This window comes from Halomonas sp. BM-2019 (assembly GCF_017584085.1).
On the sequence record NZ_CP071922.1, the window covers coordinates 77765 to 91097 of the forward strand.

16 protein-coding genes and 1 pseudogene are annotated in these 13333 nt (G+C 70.4%); 15 read left to right on the forward strand and 2 right to left on the reverse strand.

Annotated features, from left to right (window positions below):
• The 7 genes and pseudogenes from argH to J5F18_RS00425 form a co-directional block, all read left to right on the forward strand.
• Window positions 1-745: argininosuccinate lyase (argH, locus tag J5F18_RS00395; protein WP_346300398.1), on the forward strand; the 745-nt coding region annotated here is incomplete at its 5' end.
• A complete protein-coding gene (locus J5F18_RS00400) occupies window positions 745-903 on the forward strand; it encodes a lipoprotein (protein ID WP_346300399.1) in 159 nt (52 codons plus the stop codon). The genes argH and J5F18_RS00400, both read left to right, overlap by 1 nt.
• Window positions 904-905: 2 nt before the next feature.
• Window positions 906-2177, forward strand: a complete 1272-nt coding sequence (gene lysA, locus J5F18_RS00405; RefSeq protein WP_346300400.1) for a diaminopimelate decarboxylase — start codon at window positions 906-908, stop codon at window positions 2175-2177.
• A complete protein-coding gene (dapF, locus tag J5F18_RS00410) occupies window positions 2177-3010 on the forward strand; it encodes a diaminopimelate epimerase (RefSeq protein ID WP_346300401.1) in 834 nt (277 codons plus the stop codon). The genes lysA and dapF overlap by 1 nt, the downstream gene beginning before the upstream one ends.
• Window positions 3011-3039: 29 nt before the next feature.
• On the forward strand, window positions 3040-3756 hold the full coding sequence (locus tag J5F18_RS00415) for a DUF484 family protein (RefSeq protein ID WP_346300402.1): 717 nt from the start codon (window positions 3040-3042) through the stop codon (window positions 3754-3756).
• Window positions 3749-4420, forward strand: a pseudogene (locus J5F18_RS00420) (tyrosine-type recombinase/integrase); the annotation flags it as partial. The gene J5F18_RS00415 and the pseudogene J5F18_RS00420, both read left to right, overlap by 8 nt.
• A gap of 53 nt (window positions 4421-4473) precedes the next feature.
• The gene (locus tag J5F18_RS00425) at window positions 4474-5250 is read left to right on the forward strand and encodes an HAD family hydrolase (RefSeq protein WP_346300403.1); all 777 of its coding nucleotides are present in this window, start codon (window positions 4474-4476) and stop codon (window positions 5248-5250) included.
• A gap of 198 nt (window positions 5251-5448) precedes the next feature.
• Here the strand turns inward: J5F18_RS00425 and yihA are convergent, their stop codons facing one another.
• Window positions 5449-6054, reverse strand: a complete 606-nt coding sequence (gene yihA, locus J5F18_RS00430; RefSeq protein ID WP_346300404.1) for a ribosome biogenesis GTP-binding protein YihA/YsxC — start codon at window positions 6052-6054, stop codon at window positions 5449-5451.
• 232 nt (window positions 6055-6286) lie between these two features.
• On the opposite strand from yihA, the gene J5F18_RS00435 reads away from it, so the two are divergent.
• The 5 genes from J5F18_RS00435 to J5F18_RS00455 all read left to right on the forward strand — a co-directional run bounded on the left by J5F18_RS00435 (window position 6287) and on the right by J5F18_RS00455 (window position 10625).
• Window positions 6287-6910 carry a c-type cytochrome gene (locus J5F18_RS00435; RefSeq protein WP_346300405.1) on the forward strand — a complete coding sequence of 208 codons (624 nt, stop codon included), beginning with the start codon at window positions 6287-6289 and terminating at the stop codon, window positions 6908-6910.
• Between the two features lie 173 nt (window positions 6911-7083).
• On the forward strand, window positions 7084-7716 hold the full coding sequence (locus tag J5F18_RS00440; RefSeq protein WP_346300406.1) for a thiol:disulfide interchange protein DsbA/DsbL: 633 nt from the start codon (window positions 7084-7086) through the stop codon (window positions 7714-7716).
• 1 nt (window position 7717) lies between these two features.
• Window positions 7718-8542 carry an endonuclease/exonuclease/phosphatase family protein gene (locus tag J5F18_RS00445; RefSeq protein WP_346300407.1) on the forward strand — a complete coding sequence of 275 codons (825 nt, stop codon included), beginning with the start codon at window positions 7718-7720 and terminating at the stop codon, window positions 8540-8542.
• 119 nt (window positions 8543-8661) lie between these two features.
• Window positions 8662-9210 (forward strand): TRAP transporter small permease subunit, encoded by a 549-nt coding sequence (locus J5F18_RS00450; protein WP_346300408.1) that lies wholly within the window; start codon window positions 8662-8664, stop codon window positions 9208-9210.
• A complete protein-coding gene (locus J5F18_RS00455) occupies window positions 9210-10625 on the forward strand; it encodes a TRAP transporter large permease subunit (protein ID WP_346300409.1) in 1416 nt (471 codons plus the stop codon). Before J5F18_RS00450 ends, J5F18_RS00455 begins: the two co-directional genes overlap by 1 nt.
• Before the next feature lie 19 nt (window positions 10626-10644).
• Here J5F18_RS00455 and J5F18_RS00460 read toward each other — a convergent pair whose 3' ends face one another.
• Window positions 10645-11076, reverse strand: coding sequence for a YqaA family protein (locus J5F18_RS00460; RefSeq protein WP_346300410.1), 432 nt, complete (start codon window positions 11074-11076; stop codon window positions 10645-10647).
• A 24-nt stretch (window positions 11077-11100) separates the two neighbouring features.
• On the opposite strand from J5F18_RS00460, the gene thiD reads away from it, so the two are divergent.
• From thiD to dtd, 3 genes are all read left to right on the forward strand, one after another.
• Window positions 11101-11928 carry a bifunctional hydroxymethylpyrimidine kinase/phosphomethylpyrimidine kinase gene (thiD, locus tag J5F18_RS00465; protein WP_346300411.1) on the forward strand — a complete coding sequence of 276 codons (828 nt, stop codon included), beginning with the start codon at window positions 11101-11103 and terminating at the stop codon, window positions 11926-11928.
• Between the two features lie 87 nt (window positions 11929-12015).
• Complete coding sequence (locus J5F18_RS00470; protein ID WP_346300412.1) at window positions 12016-12861, forward strand: universal stress protein; 846 nt, start codon at window positions 12016-12018, stop codon at window positions 12859-12861.
• A 51-nt stretch (window positions 12862-12912) separates the two neighbouring features.
• Window positions 12913-13333: D-aminoacyl-tRNA deacylase (gene dtd / locus J5F18_RS00475; RefSeq protein ID WP_346300413.1), on the forward strand; the 421-nt coding region annotated here is incomplete at its 3' end.

Genomic DNA, 13333 nt, shown 5'->3' on the forward strand with positions numbered 1-13333 from the left:
GGTGAGCGATCGCGACTTCGCCATCGAGTTCACGGCCTTCGCCAGCCTGCTGCTGATGCACCTGTCGCGGATGAGCGAGGAGCTGGTGCTCTGGACCAGCGCCCAGTTCGACTTCATCGACCTCCCCGACCGCTTCTGCACCGGCTCCTCGATCATGCCGCAGAAGAAGAACCCCGACGTGCCCGAGCTGGTGCGCGGCAAGTCGGGCCGGGTCTACGGCCACCTGATGGGCCTGCTGACCCTGATGAAGTCCCAGCCGCTGGCCTACAACAAGGACAACCAGGAGGACAAGGAGCCGCTGTTCGACGCCGTGGACACCGTCAAGGACTGCCTCAAGGCCTTCGCCGACATGGTGCCGGCCATCGAGCCGAAGAAGGCGCGGATGGCCGAGGCGGCGCGGCGCGGCTTCTCCACCGCCACCGACCTGGCCGACTACCTGGTGCGCCGCGGCGTGGCCTTCCGCGACGCCCACGAGATCGTCGGCCTCTCCGTGGCCTACGGCCTCAAGCAGCAGAAGGACCTCTCCGAGATGAGCCTCGAGGAGCTGCGGCAGTTCTCCGACGTCATCGAAGGCGATGTCTTCGAGGTGCTGACCCTGGAGGGCTCGGTGGCCGCCCGCAACCATATCGGCGGCACCGCCCCGGATCAGGTGCGCGCCGCCGCCCAGCGCGCCCGCGACGCCCTGGCCTTGATGGAGAACCCGATGGAGAGCCCGATGGAGAGCGCCCCGGAGGCCGAGGCCTGATGCGTCGCCTCGCCCCTGCCACCCTGGCGCTGAGCCTGGCACTGGCGATGGCGCTGGGCCTGGCCGGCTGCGGGCAGAAGGGCCCGCTCTATCTGCCCGACGACGAGCGGACCGCGGAGCGCTATGGCCCGCGAGACACCGACGACAACGAGACCTAGGCATGGACCATTTCGAATACCGCGACGGCGTGCTCTACGGCGAGGAGGTCCCCCTGACCCGCATCGCCGAGCAGTTCGGCACGCCCTGCTACGTCTACTCCAAGGCCACCCTGGCCCGGCACTTCCGCGCCTACACCGAGGCGCTGGGCGGCCACCCCCACCTGATCTGCTACGCGGTGAAGGCCAATTCCAACCTGGCCGTGCTGGGCCTTCTGGCGCGGATGGGCGCCGGCTTCGACATCGTATCAATGGGCGAACTGGAGCGGGTGCTGGCCGCCGGCGGCACCCCCGCCCACGTGGTCTTCTCCGGCGTCGCCAAGCAGGAGGCCGAGATGGCCCGGGCGCTGGAGGTGGGCATCAAGTGCTTCAACGTGGAGTCGCGTCCCGAGCTCGAACGCCTGAACGAGGTGGCCGGCCGGCTCGGCAAGGTCGCCCCGGTCTCCCTGCGGGTCAACCCGGACGTGGACGCCGGCACCCACCCCTATATCTCCACCGGGCTCAAGGAGAACAAGTTCGGCATCCCGGTGGACGAGGCGCTGGCCGTCTACGAACTGGCCGCCCGCCTGCCGGGGGTGAAGGTGGTCGGCCTGGACTGCCATATCGGTTCCCAGCTTACCGAGCTGGCCCCCTTCCTGGACGCCCTGGATCGCCTGCTGGTGCTGCTCGAGCGCCTGCGCGAGCGAGGCATCGAGGTGGAGCACCTGGACCTCGGCGGCGGCCTCGGTGTGCCCTACCGCGACGAGCGCCCCCCCGCCCCCTTCGACTATGCCTCGGCGCTGCTCGAGCGCTTGGCCCAGTGGGAGGGCAGCGAGCGGCTGACGCTGCTCTTCGAACCGGGCCGCTCCATCGCCGCCAACGCCGGGGTGCTGCTGACCCGGGTGGAGTTCCTCAAGCCCGGCGAGACCAGGAGCTTCGCCATCGTCGATGCCGGCATGAACGACCTGATCCGCCCCGCGCTCTATCAGGCCTGGCAGGCGATCCTGCCGGTGGATACCCGCCGCGCCCGGGATACCGCCAGCTACGACGTGGTGGGTCCGGTGTGCGAGACCGGCGACTTCCTCGGCAAGGAGCGTACGCTTGCCATCGCCGCCGGCGACCTGCTGGCGGTGCGCTCCGCCGGGGCCTACGGCTTCGTGATGGCCTCCAACTACAACAGCCGCCCGCGCCCCGCCGAGGTGATGGTGGACGGTGATGCCGTCCACCTGGTGCGTCGCCGCGAGCGCCTCGAGGAGCTGTGGGCCGGTGAGACGCTGCTGCCGGAGGAGGCCGACTGATGCTGCTGCACTTCACCAAGATGCAGGGCCTGGGCAACGACTTCATGGTGATCGACCTGGTGACCCAGCGGGCCCGCCTGCAGGATGACCAGATCCGTCGCCTGGCCGACCGCCGCTTCGGCGTCGGCTTCGACCAGCTGCTGATCGTCGAGCCGCCCCGGGACCCGGAAATGGACTTCCGCTACCGGATCTTCAACGCCGACGGCAGCGAGGTGGAGAACTGCGGCAACGGCGCGCGCTGCTTCGCCCGCTTCGTGCGCGACCAGCGCCTGACCCACAAGCACGAAATCCGCGTGGAGACCGCCGGCGGCCCCCTGGTACTGCTGGTGGAGGACGATGGCCGGGTGCGGGTCGACATGGGGGAGCCGCGCTTCGCCCCCGAGGCCCTGCCCTTCGACGCCGCCGAGGAGCGCCTGCTCTACCCCCTCGAGGTCGAGGGCCAGCGTGTCGAGATCGGCGCCGTCTCCCTGGGCAACCCCCATGCGGTGCTGCGGGTCGACGACGTCGAGCGCGCCCCGGTGGCGCGTCTGGGGCCGGCCATCGAGGCCCACCCGCGCTTCCCGAAGCGGGTCAACGTGGGCTTCATGGAGGTGGTCTCGCCCCACGAGATCCGCCTGCGGGTCTACGAGCGGGGCAGCGGGGAGACCCTGGCCTGCGGCACCGGCGCCTGCGCCGCCGTGGCCTGCGGCGTCCGCCAGGGCCTGCTGGAGAGCCCGGTCACCGTGCACCTGCCCGGCGGCGACCTGGCCATCGAATGGGCAGGGCCCGGCACCCCGCTGGCCATGACCGGCCCCGCCGTACGGGTCTTTGATGGCCGCATCGCCCTGAGCTGATCCATGGCGCGACCGCCCTAGGAGTAGGTATGTCACGAGCCGTTCCCGAACCGCGCAAGACCCTCGACCCGGACCGGGTGGCCGAATGGCTGGCCACCCACCCGGACTTCTTCGTCGGTCGCGAGGGGCTGCTGCAGCAGCTGCGCGTGCCGCACCCCGAGGCCCGCGGGGCCACCTCGCTGCTGGAGCGCCTGGTCCACGACCTGCGCAGCCGTGCCGAGCAGGCCGAGTGGCGCCTGGAGCAGCTGCTGGAGTCGGCCCGCCACACCGAGGCCCAGTACCGTCGCACCCGCGAGCTGGTGCTGGCGCTGCTGGAGGCCGAGGATGGCGACGCCCTGGGCCAGGCGCTGGCCACCCAGTTCTGCGAGCGCTTCGAGACGCCGGCGGTGGCGCTGTGGTGCCCGGCCAGCCTCACCGATGCCGAGCCCCGGCCGCCCCAGGCGCCGCGCCAGGTGCTCGACGAGCACGCCGGCTCACGTCTGGCGGCACTGCTCGACGGTCGCACCAGTCGCTGTACCCGGCTGACGCCCACCGACTGGAAGCGGCTACTGCCCCATGCCACTGCGCCGCGCAAGTCGGGTTCCTGCGCCATCACCCGGCTGACCCTGGGCGAGCCCCTGGGCTTCCTGGTGCTGGCCAGCCCCGACCCCGACCACTATCGCGCCAGCATGGACACCCTGTTCACCGAGTACGTGGGGGACGTGGTGGCGCGTTTGCTGGTGCGCCACGCGTCACGCCATGACTGAGCCGCCCACCCGGTGCGGCACCCTGAGCGGGGAGGTCGAGGCCTTCCTGGCCGGCCTCGCCCGCACGGCAAGCCCCGCCACGCTGGATGCCTATCGCCGCGACCTCACTTCCCTGCTGGTCTTTCTGAGCGAACGCGAACTCGATGGCTGGCGGGCCCTGAACGCCCAGCTGCTGCGCCGTTTCCTGGGCGGCGAGCGGGCCCGGGGCCTGGCACCGCGCAGCCTGGCCCGCCGCCGCTCGGCGATCTCGCGGCTGGCCGACCACCTGGTGGCCCGAGGCCTGCTCGACCACAATCCGGTCGCCCTGACCCGGGCGCCGCGCCAGCCCCACCACCTGCCGAGCCCGCTCGACGTGGACCGGCTCGCCCGGTTCCTGGATACCCCCCACGACGGCTCACCCCTGGCGGTACGCGACCAGGCGATGCTGGAACTCTTCTACTCCAGTGGCCTGCGCCTGGCGGAGCTGGCCGGTCTCGACCTCGGCGACCTGCAGACCGGGCGGGTGCGGGTGCTGGGCAAGGGCAGCAAGCCCCGCCAGGTACCGGTAGGCCGAGGGGCCCGGTCGGCCCTCGACGCCTGGCTCGCCATCCGCGATACCCTGGCCGCCCCGGGCGAGACGGCGCTGTTCGTCGGCACCCGCGGCACGCGCCTCGGCCACCGCGCCGCCCACCCCCGGGCGCGGCGCCGCCCGCCCCGCCACGACGACGAGGCCCCGACATGAGGCTCGAGGCGATCACCTTCGACCTGGACGACACCCTGTGGGACAACGGCGGGGTGATGCGTCGCACCGAGAGCGGCCACTACGCCTGGCTGGACGAGGCGCTGCACGAATGGTTGGAAGAGCGGCTCGGCGAGCACGACGACGGGGCGTCGCCGCCAGGCGCCAGCGGCCGCTTCGCCGAGCGCTTCCCCCTGGAGGCCTTCATCGAACACCGTCTGCGCCTGGCCGGCGCCCACCCGCTGCGGCGCGGCGACTTCACCTGGCTGCGCCGCCGGGCGCTGACCGAGCTGCTGGGGGCGTACGGCCTGGCGCCGGCCCACGCCGAGGGCTGGGCCATCCGGGCCATGGAGCGCTTCATGGCGCTGCGCCACGAGGTCACGCCCCACGACGAGGTGGAGGCGCTGCTGAGCGAGCTGGGCAAACGCTACCGGCTGGCCAGCATCACCAACGGCAACGTGGAGATCGCCCGCCTGCCCCTGGGGCGCCACTTCCCGGTGGCCATCGCTGCCGGCGAGATGCTCGCACCCAAACCCGACCCACGCCCCTTCCTGGCGGCCCTGGCCCGGCTCGGCGCGCCGCCCTCCCGAGCGCTGCATGTGGGGGATTCCTGGGCCGAGGACGCCCTGCCGGCGAGGCGCCTCGGCATGCAGGCGGCCTGGATCGGCCCCGACGACCGCCCGCTGCCCGACGGCATCCACCGCCTGGACCATGTGCGCGAACTGCCGGAGCTGATCGCCTGGCTGGAAAAAAAGAATCATCGCAATCCGGCGTGAATATGTGAGGCAGGTGACAGGGTGGGAGGCCGGGTCCCCCGGGCGAATGGAGGCCGAAGGCCTCCTGGCGGGAGATACCAACCTCACCCACACCCTAGGGCGCCTGCGGCGCCATTCGCGCGGCAGAGCCGCCCTCCCACTGGGCTCTGTCCGAATACTGGCTGCGCTCGGCCATACTGCCAAGACTCGAAAAAGGGGCTAGTCCAGCAGCCAGGCGTCGAGGCGCGCCTCCAGGGTATCGATGCCCTGTCCCTTGAGGGACGAGAAGAGCTGAATGCTGACCAGATCCTCCCATTCGCGCAGGCGGGAACGCACCTGCTGCAGGGCGCTCATCGCCGCGCCGCGCTTCAGCTTGTCGGCCTTGGTGAGCAGGATATGCACCGGCATCGCCTGGTCGTCGGCCCAGCCCAGCAGAGTCTGGTCGAACTCGGAGAGCGGGTGGCGAACGTCCATCACCAGCACCAGGCCACGCAACGAGGCGCGCCGCTGCAGGTAGTCGGAGAGGTGGCGCTGCCACTCCAGCTTGACCTGCTCCGGCACCTTGGCGAAGCCGTAGCCGGGCAGGTCGACCAGGCGATGGTCGGTGTCCTCCCCCAGGCCGAAGAAGTTGATCAGCTGCGTCCTCCCTGGGGTCTTGGAGGTACGTGCCAGCGCCTTCTGGCGGGTCAGGGTATTGATGGCGCTGGACTTGCCGGCGTTGGAGCGGCCGGCGAAGGCCACCTCGGCTCCGCCGTCGGATGGGCACTGGGCCAGGGTAGGGGCACTGGTGAGAAAACGGGCGGTCTGGTAGTTGAGTCGCGCCATGGCGATGACATCCTGACGATGGTCGAAGGGGGCGGGGCGCGGCTTGCATTCCCGCGGCCGGGGGGATTCGGTATAATGCAGTGTCTTTTCTCTGCGACCCGGGGCACGCTAGTGTACCACCGCGCCCTCGACGTCCGCGAACAGCCGCCTGTGGCAAGGCCCGGCGGCTCGCGATCCGGGCGGCACCCAGGGTACGTACCGGTCAACAACGTAACGGCATAGTGGATTAGCGATGAGAAAGTTACTGGCAAGCCTGGCAATCACCATGGGCGCCGTCGGCGCCGCCCACGCCGACCTGGAGGCCGACGCCGACGCGGCGGCGGGCCGCGAGAAGGCTCAGAACTGCGCCGCCTGTCACGGTCAGGAGGGCATCAGTCCGTCTGCCTCCTTCCCGCACCTCGCCGGGCAGCAGATGTCCTATACGGCCAAGCAGATCATGGATATCCGCGACGGTCGCCGCCTGGTGCCGGAGATGGTCGGCCAGGTGGACGATTTCTCCGACCAGGACGCCTGGGACGTGGCCAAGTTCTACGCCGAGCGGGATGCCAACCTGGGCCAGGTCAACCCCGACCATACGGAGCAGCTGGCCCGCGGCGAGGAACTCTATCGCGCCGGCGACATGGCCAAGGGCATCCCCTCCTGCGCCGCCTGTCACACCCCCACCGGCGAGGGCATCGGCAGCGCCGTCTACCCGGCGCTCTCCGGCCAGTTCATCGCATACACCGTCTCCACGCTGCAGGACTTCGCCGCCGGCGAGCGGGCCAACGATCCGGGCAACATCATGCGCGACATCGCCGCCAAGATGAGCGATGACGACATGGAAGCCGTGGCCACCTACATGTACGGCCTGCACTGAGCCTGGCCCGCGCTGACGGCAGTCGACGCAGAATCGACGACGCACCAGGGCGGCCCACGGGCCGCCCTGAGCCTATCTGCAGTACCAGCATGGCCGGGAACCCTCGGCGGCGGGTGGGCTCAAAGGCAGCGACGCCCGGCCCCTGCCGGATCATCCAAGGAGAGAGTCAACCGATGTTCAAGCCCCTGATGTTTGCCCTGGCCGGCCTCGGCCTGTCGAGCCTGGCCCAGGCTTCTCCGCTCGTCGAAGGCCAGCACTACGAGGTGCTGCCCCAGCCGGTCGAGACCCGGGTCGCAGACGGCCAGATCGAGGTCATCGAGGCGTTCTGGTACGGCTGCCCGCACTGCTACAACCTGCAGGAGCCCATCACCGCCTGGTACGCGACCCTGGACGACGACGTCAGCGTGGAGCACCTGCCGGGCACCATGGGGGGCGACTGGAACAAGCATGCCGCCGCCTTCTACGCCGCCGAGGAGCTGGGCATCCTTGAGGCGGTGCACGCCGACTTCTTCGACGCCATCCACCAGCAGAACCGCCGCCTCACCGAGGCGGACGACATCGCCGCCTTCTACAGCGACTACGGCGTCAGCGAGGAGGAAGCCCGCCAGGCGCTGGGCTCCTTCGCGGTGAAGAGCAAGGTCAACCAGGCCCACGCGCGGCTGCGCGACATGCGCCTGATGGGCGTTCCCGCAATCGTGGTCGACGGCCGCTACCTGGTCACCCCGAGCAGCGCCGGCAGCCTCGCCAACATGCCGCAGATCGCCGACGCCCTGATCGCGAAGGTCCGCGAGGAGCGCGAGGACTGAGATGACCCATCTGGCTGACGCCAGGACGCCGCCCCTGGAGGGCGGCCACCTGAAGCTGCTCACCTTCAACCTGCAGGTGGGCATCCAGACCTCGGCCTACCACCACTACCTGACCCGCAGCTGGCAGCACCTGCTGCCGCACCCCAAGCGCCTGCGGCGCCTGGACATGGTCAGTGAGGTGCTGGGCCGCTTCGATATCGTCGGACTCCAGGAGGTCGACGGTGGCAGCTTCCGCTCCAACCACGTCAACCAGGTGGAGTACCTGGCCAGCCGCGGCGGCTTTCCCCATCACTTCCAGCAGCTCAACCGCAACCTGGGCCGTATCGCCCAGCACAGCAACGGGCTGCTGTCACGCTTGAGCCCGAGTCGCGTCGAGGAGCACCGCCTGCCCGGCACCCTGCCCGGGCGCGGCGCCATCCATGCCCGCTTCGGTGAGGGCCCCGATGCCCTGCATCTCTTCGTGGCCCATCTCGCGCTGGGCCATCGCACCCGGGTGCGCCAGCTCGACTACCTCAGCGAGATCATCCAGCCCCTGCGCCACGTGGTGGTGATGGGCGACCTGAACTGCACCCCGGAACAGCTCCACGGGCACCAGCGCTTCTGCGCCTCGCTGCCGCTGCATCCGGTGCGGCCGCTGCTCAGCTACCCCTCCTGGCAGCCGCGGCGCGCCCTGGACCATATCCTGCTGTCCAACTCGCTGCAGGCCGACGAGGTACGGGTGCTCGACCATCTCTTCTCCGACCACCTGCCGATCGCCGTGGATGTCCAACTGCCGGCGGCCTGCCTGCAGGCCATGACCACCCGGCTCAAGGCCGAGCACCGCTGAGGGCCGCCGCATCCCGGGGTGGCACAAGGGGTTGAAACCCTGAGCTGAGACTCGGGGATGACGATCGCCGCCGAATCGGCGATGATGCCCGTCGTTTCCGCTTCCGCTCGAGACTTCCCATGACACCCCCCGCCCGCGAACCGGCCCTGCTCCGGGGCCTGGACGCCTTTACCGACCGCATCGGCACGGCCGTCGCCTGGCTGGTGATCTTCATGATGCTGGTGCAGTTCGCCATCGTGGTGATGCGCTACGTCTTCAGCATCCACAACATCGTGATGCAGGAGTCGGTGATGTACATGCACGCCGCCGTCTTCATGCTGGGCGCCGCCTGGACCCTGCGCCGCGACGGCCATGTGCGTGTGGACATCTTCTACCGTCGCCTCTCCGCCCGGGGGCGCGCCTGGGTCGACCTCTGCGGCACCCTCTTCCTGCTGATCCCCGTGGCGCTCTTCATCGCCATCGGCAGCGTCGGTTACGTGCGAAGCAGCTGGGCGATCCTGGAGCGCTCGCCGGACGGCGGCATCCCCGGCGTCTACCTGCTCAAGAGCCTGATCCTCGTGATGATGGCGCTGCTGCTGATCCAGGGCATCGCCCAGCTGATCCGCCAGGTGCTGATCATCCGCCACCGCCTGCCCAGCGACGCCCCGCCCCACGAGGAGCTCCTGTGATGCTGGCCACCCTCCTCGAGTTCCTGCCGCTGGTGATGTTCGCCGCGGTGTGCGGCGTGCTGATGCTGGGCTACCCGGTGGCACTGTCGCTGGCCGGCACCGCGCTGATCTTCGCCGGCCTCGGCTATGTGCTGATCCAACTGGGCGTGCCGGTCCCCTTCGAGACCCGCTACCTGGGCGCCATGCCCAACCGGCTCTACGGCATCATGACCAACCAGACGCTGCTGGCGGTGCCGCTGTTCGTGCTGATGGGGGTGCTGCTGGAGAAGTCGCGCATCGCCGAGACCCTGCTCGACGCCATGTCGCTGGCCTTCGGTGCCCTGCGCGGCGGGCTGGGCATTGCCGTGGTGCTGGTGGGCATGCTGCTGGCGGCCTCCACCGGCATCGTCGGCGCCACCGTGGTGACCATGGGGCTGCTCTCGCTGCCCACCATGCTCAAGCGCGGCTACTCGCCTCAGCTTGCCACCGGCAGCATCTGCGCCACCGGCACCCTGGGGCAGATCATTCCCCCCTCCATCGCCCTGGTGCTGCTGGGCGACGTGCTCAACAACGCCTACCAGCAGGCCCAGCTCGCCATGGGGGTGTGGAGCCCGCGCACCCTCTCGGTGGGGGATCTGTTCATCGGCGCCCTGGTACCGGGCCTGCTGCTGGTGGTGGCCTATATCCTCTACCTGGTGATCACCGCCTGGCTGAAGCCCGAGGCGGCCCCACCCGCCGACCGCCGCTCGCTGATGGCAGAGCTGGGCCATACCGGCAGCCTCTGGCCACTGCTGCTCAAGGGGCTGGTGCCACCGGTGCTGCTGATCGTCGCCGTGCTGGGCTCGATCCTCGGCGGCTTCGCCACCCCCACCGAGGCCTCGGCGGTGGGCGCCTTCGGCGCCTTCCTGCTGGCCCTGGTGAACCGTCGCCTGAGCGTACCGGTGCTGCGCGAGGTGGTGCAGTCTACCGCCCAGGTCACCAGCATGGTGTTCCTGATCCTGATCGGCGCGGCCCTCTTCTCCCTGGTGTTCCGCGCCTTCGGCGGCGAGGAGCTGGTCACCGAGCTGTTCGAGGCCCTGCCCGGCGGCGTGGTAGGCGCCACCCTGGTGGTGATGGTGGTGATCTTCCTGCTCGGCTTCATCCTCGACTTCATCGAGATCACCTTCGTGGTGGTGCCCATCGTCGGGCCGGTACTGCTGGCCATGGGGGTCGACCCGATCTGGCTGGGCATCATGATCGCGGTGAACCTGCAGACCTCCTTCCTGACGCCACCCTTCGGCTTCGCGCTCTTCTACCTGCGCGGGGTGACGCCGGACACCGTGCCCACCTCGGCGATCTACCGGGGGGTGATCCCCTTCATCGGCATGCAGCTGGCCATGCTGCTGGCGCTGGCGCTGATGCCGGGGCTAGCCACCTGGCTGCCCTCGGTGCTGTAGCGCCCGGCCTTGGGCTTGTTTACTGGCAGAGAGGCGCCAGCCACTGGTGGGCCAGCAGCAGCACCACGGCGTAGCGCCCGCCCTTGGCCAGGGTGATCAGCAGGATGGCCCGCCACCAGGGCAGCCGGAAGACGCCGGCCAGCACGGTGAGCGGGTCGCCCACCACCGGGGCCCAGGAGAAGAGCAGGCTCCACTCGCCGAAGCGGAAGTACCAGCGCTCGGCCCGGGCCAGCCCCGCCGGCGAGGCGGGAAACCAGCGCCGGTCCTGGAAGCGGCGCGCATAGCGCCCCATCCAGACGTTGATCAGGCTGCCCAGGGTGTTGCCGGCGGTGGCCACCGCCCACAGCATCAGGGCCGGCTCGCCCAGGCACCAGAGCCGCGCCAGCCATACCTCGGAGCCCCCCGGCAGCAGGGTGGCGCTGACCAGGGCCACCACGAACAGACTCAGCATTGACCCTTGCCGTCAGGTGACTTCATGAACGATGCATCCTCGACTCCCAGACACGTGATTCCCAATGTGCTGACCATCGCCGGCTCCGACCCCAGCGGGGGCGCCGGCATCCAGGCCGACCTCAAGACCTTCTCGGCGCTGGGCGCCTATGGTACCAGCGTGATCACCGCGCTGACCGCCCAGAACACCCGCGGCGTCACCGGCGTGCACCCGGTGCCGGCCGAGTTCATCGCGGCCCAGCTCGAGACTCTGCTCGACGACGTGCTCATCGACGCGGTGAAGATCGGCATGGTGGCGAGTCGCGAGGTGGCCGAGGTGATCCGCGCGGCGCTGACCCGCCGCCGCCCGCGCTGGGTGGTGCTCGACCCGGTGATGGTGGCCAAGAGCGGCGACATCCTGGTGGATGATGCCGGCATCCGCGCGGTGCGCGAGGTGCTGGTGCCGCTGGCCGACCTGGTCACCCCCAACCTGCCGGAGGCCGCGGTGCTGATCGACGCGCCGGAGCCGGGCGACCGCGACGGCATGCAGGCCCTGGCGCCGGCGCTGCGGGCACTGGGCGCCGGTGCCACCCTGCTCAAGGGGGGTCACCTGAGCGGCGAAGAGTGCCCCGACCTGCTGATCACCCCCGAGACGGCCACCTGGGTGGAGGGCGCCCGGGTCGACACCGCCAACCTGCACGGCACCGGCTGCACCCTCTCCTCGGCCATCGCCGCCCGCCTGGCCCTGGGCGAGGCCCTGCCGGCCGCCGTGGCGGCTGCCAAGCAGTGGCTAGGCGCGGCCCTGGCCGCGAGCCAGCGCCTTGATGTGGGTCAAGGGCGCGGCCCGGTGCACCACTTCCACGCCTGGTGGTAGGGCACCTCCGGCGCTTTGCTCCTTGCAGGGGCGGCGCCGGCCTCCCATCCTGAAGGTCCCACCTTTCGGGAAGCGGAGACCGCCACCATGACCCAGACCCTGCTGTTCGCCTGCGACCTCTCGGCCGAGAACCGCGCCGCCTTCGCCCGGGCCCTGCGCCTGGCCGGTGAACAGGGCGCCCGCCTGGACGTGATCCACGTGCTCGACCCCTACCTGCCGCGGCGGGTGCTGCATGACCTGGAGGAGGCCGTGGTGGCCGACATGCAGGCCATGCTGACCGATATCCGCGAGGACTACGCCCTGCCCGAGCCCCAGGTGCTGCTGCAGACGGTGGCCGGCGCCCCCTACGCCGAGATCATCCGCGAGGCCCACGAGCGGGAGGTGGACATGATCATCCTCGGCGCCCACCGCAAGCGCGGCCAGCCGGACCTGGTCGCCGGCACCACCCTGGCCCGGGTGCTGCGCAGCGCCCCCTGTCCAGTACTGACGGTGAGCCACCTGGCCAGCCAGGAGTGGCGCGACATCCTGGTGCCGGTGGACTTCTCGCTGACCTCGCGCCATACCCTGCGCGAGACCCTCAAGCGCTTCCCCGAGGCACGCCTCACCCTGCTCCACGCCTGGGACATTCCCGGCGAGCGCGAGCTGGGCTCCGACAGCGACTACGCTCGCTGGCGGGATCGCGAGGTGGCCCGCCTGCGCGCCCAGCTCGAGCGCGAGACCGAGCAGCTGATGGCCGAGCTCGACGACGTGCCGGAGCTGGAGCTGGTGCTGGAGCAGGGCGACCCCCTGGAGGTGCTGATGACCCGCCTGCGCCGCCTGCCCCCGGACCTGCTGGCGCTGGGCAGCCGCGGCCAGCTGGGGCGCCAGAGCCATATCACCGAGCAGCTGCTGGCCGAGCCCCACTGCGACATCATGCTCTGTCGCGCCTGGTAGGCCGCCCGTCCCATGCTACCCTTGGCCGCTTGAAACCAGAGGGAAGGCATGATGAAGGCACTGATTCAGCGCGTCTCCCGGGCCAGCGTGGCCGTGGAAGGGCGCACCCTGGGCGCCATCGACCACGGCCTGCTGGCCCTGGTGGGCGTGGAGAAGGGCGACGACGAGGCCGCCGCCGAGCGGCTGCTGCACAGGCTGCTGCACTACCGGGTGTTCGGCGACGCCGACGACAAGATGAACCTCAACCTGCAGCAGGTCGACGGCGGGCTGCTGCTGGTCTCCCAGTTCACCCTGGCGGCGGATACTCGCAAGGGGCTGCGCCCTAGCTTCTCCAGTGCCGCGCCGCCCGCCGAGGGCGACCGCCTCTTCCACTACCTGCTGGAGCGGGCCGAAGCGGCCTGGCCGAAGGTGGCCTGCGGCGAGTTCGCCGCCTACATGCAGGTCTCGCTGGTCAACGACGGGCCGGTGACCT

Coding starts and splice junctions, on each gene's coding strand:
- lysA (WP_346300400.1), top strand. CDS start 906: ATGGACCATTTCGAATACCGCGACGGCGTGCTCTACGGCGAGGAGGTC.
- dapF (WP_346300401.1), top strand. CDS start 2,177: ATGCTGCTGCACTTCACCAAGATGCAGGGCCTGGGCAACGACTTCATG.
- yihA (WP_346300404.1), bottom strand. CDS start 6,054: ATGGCGCGACTCAACTACCAGACCGCCCGTTTTCTCACCAGTGCCCCT.
- J5F18_RS00415 (WP_346300402.1), top strand. CDS start 3,040: ATGTCACGAGCCGTTCCCGAACCGCGCAAGACCCTCGACCCGGACCGG.
- J5F18_RS00425 (WP_346300403.1), top strand. CDS start 4,474: ATGAGGCTCGAGGCGATCACCTTCGACCTGGACGACACCCTGTGGGAC.
- J5F18_RS00445 (WP_346300407.1), top strand. CDS start 7,718: ATGACCCATCTGGCTGACGCCAGGACGCCGCCCCTGGAGGGCGGCCAC.
- J5F18_RS00450 (WP_346300408.1), top strand. CDS start 8,662: ATGACACCCCCCGCCCGCGAACCGGCCCTGCTCCGGGGCCTGGACGCC.
- J5F18_RS00435 (WP_346300405.1), top strand. CDS start 6,287: ATGAGAAAGTTACTGGCAAGCCTGGCAATCACCATGGGCGCCGTCGGC.
- J5F18_RS00400 (WP_346300399.1), top strand. CDS start 745: ATGCGTCGCCTCGCCCCTGCCACCCTGGCGCTGAGCCTGGCACTGGCG.
- J5F18_RS00440 (WP_346300406.1), top strand. CDS start 7,084: ATGTTCAAGCCCCTGATGTTTGCCCTGGCCGGCCTCGGCCTGTCGAGC.
- J5F18_RS00460 (WP_346300410.1), bottom strand. CDS start 11,076: ATGCTGAGTCTGTTCGTGGTGGCCCTGGTCAGCGCCACCCTGCTGCCG.
- J5F18_RS00455 (WP_346300409.1), top strand. CDS start 9,210: ATGCTGGCCACCCTCCTCGAGTTCCTGCCGCTGGTGATGTTCGCCGCG.
- J5F18_RS00470 (WP_346300412.1), top strand. CDS start 12,016: ATGACCCAGACCCTGCTGTTCGCCTGCGACCTCTCGGCCGAGAACCGC.
- thiD (WP_346300411.1), top strand. CDS start 11,101: ATGAACGATGCATCCTCGACTCCCAGACACGTGATTCCCAATGTGCTG.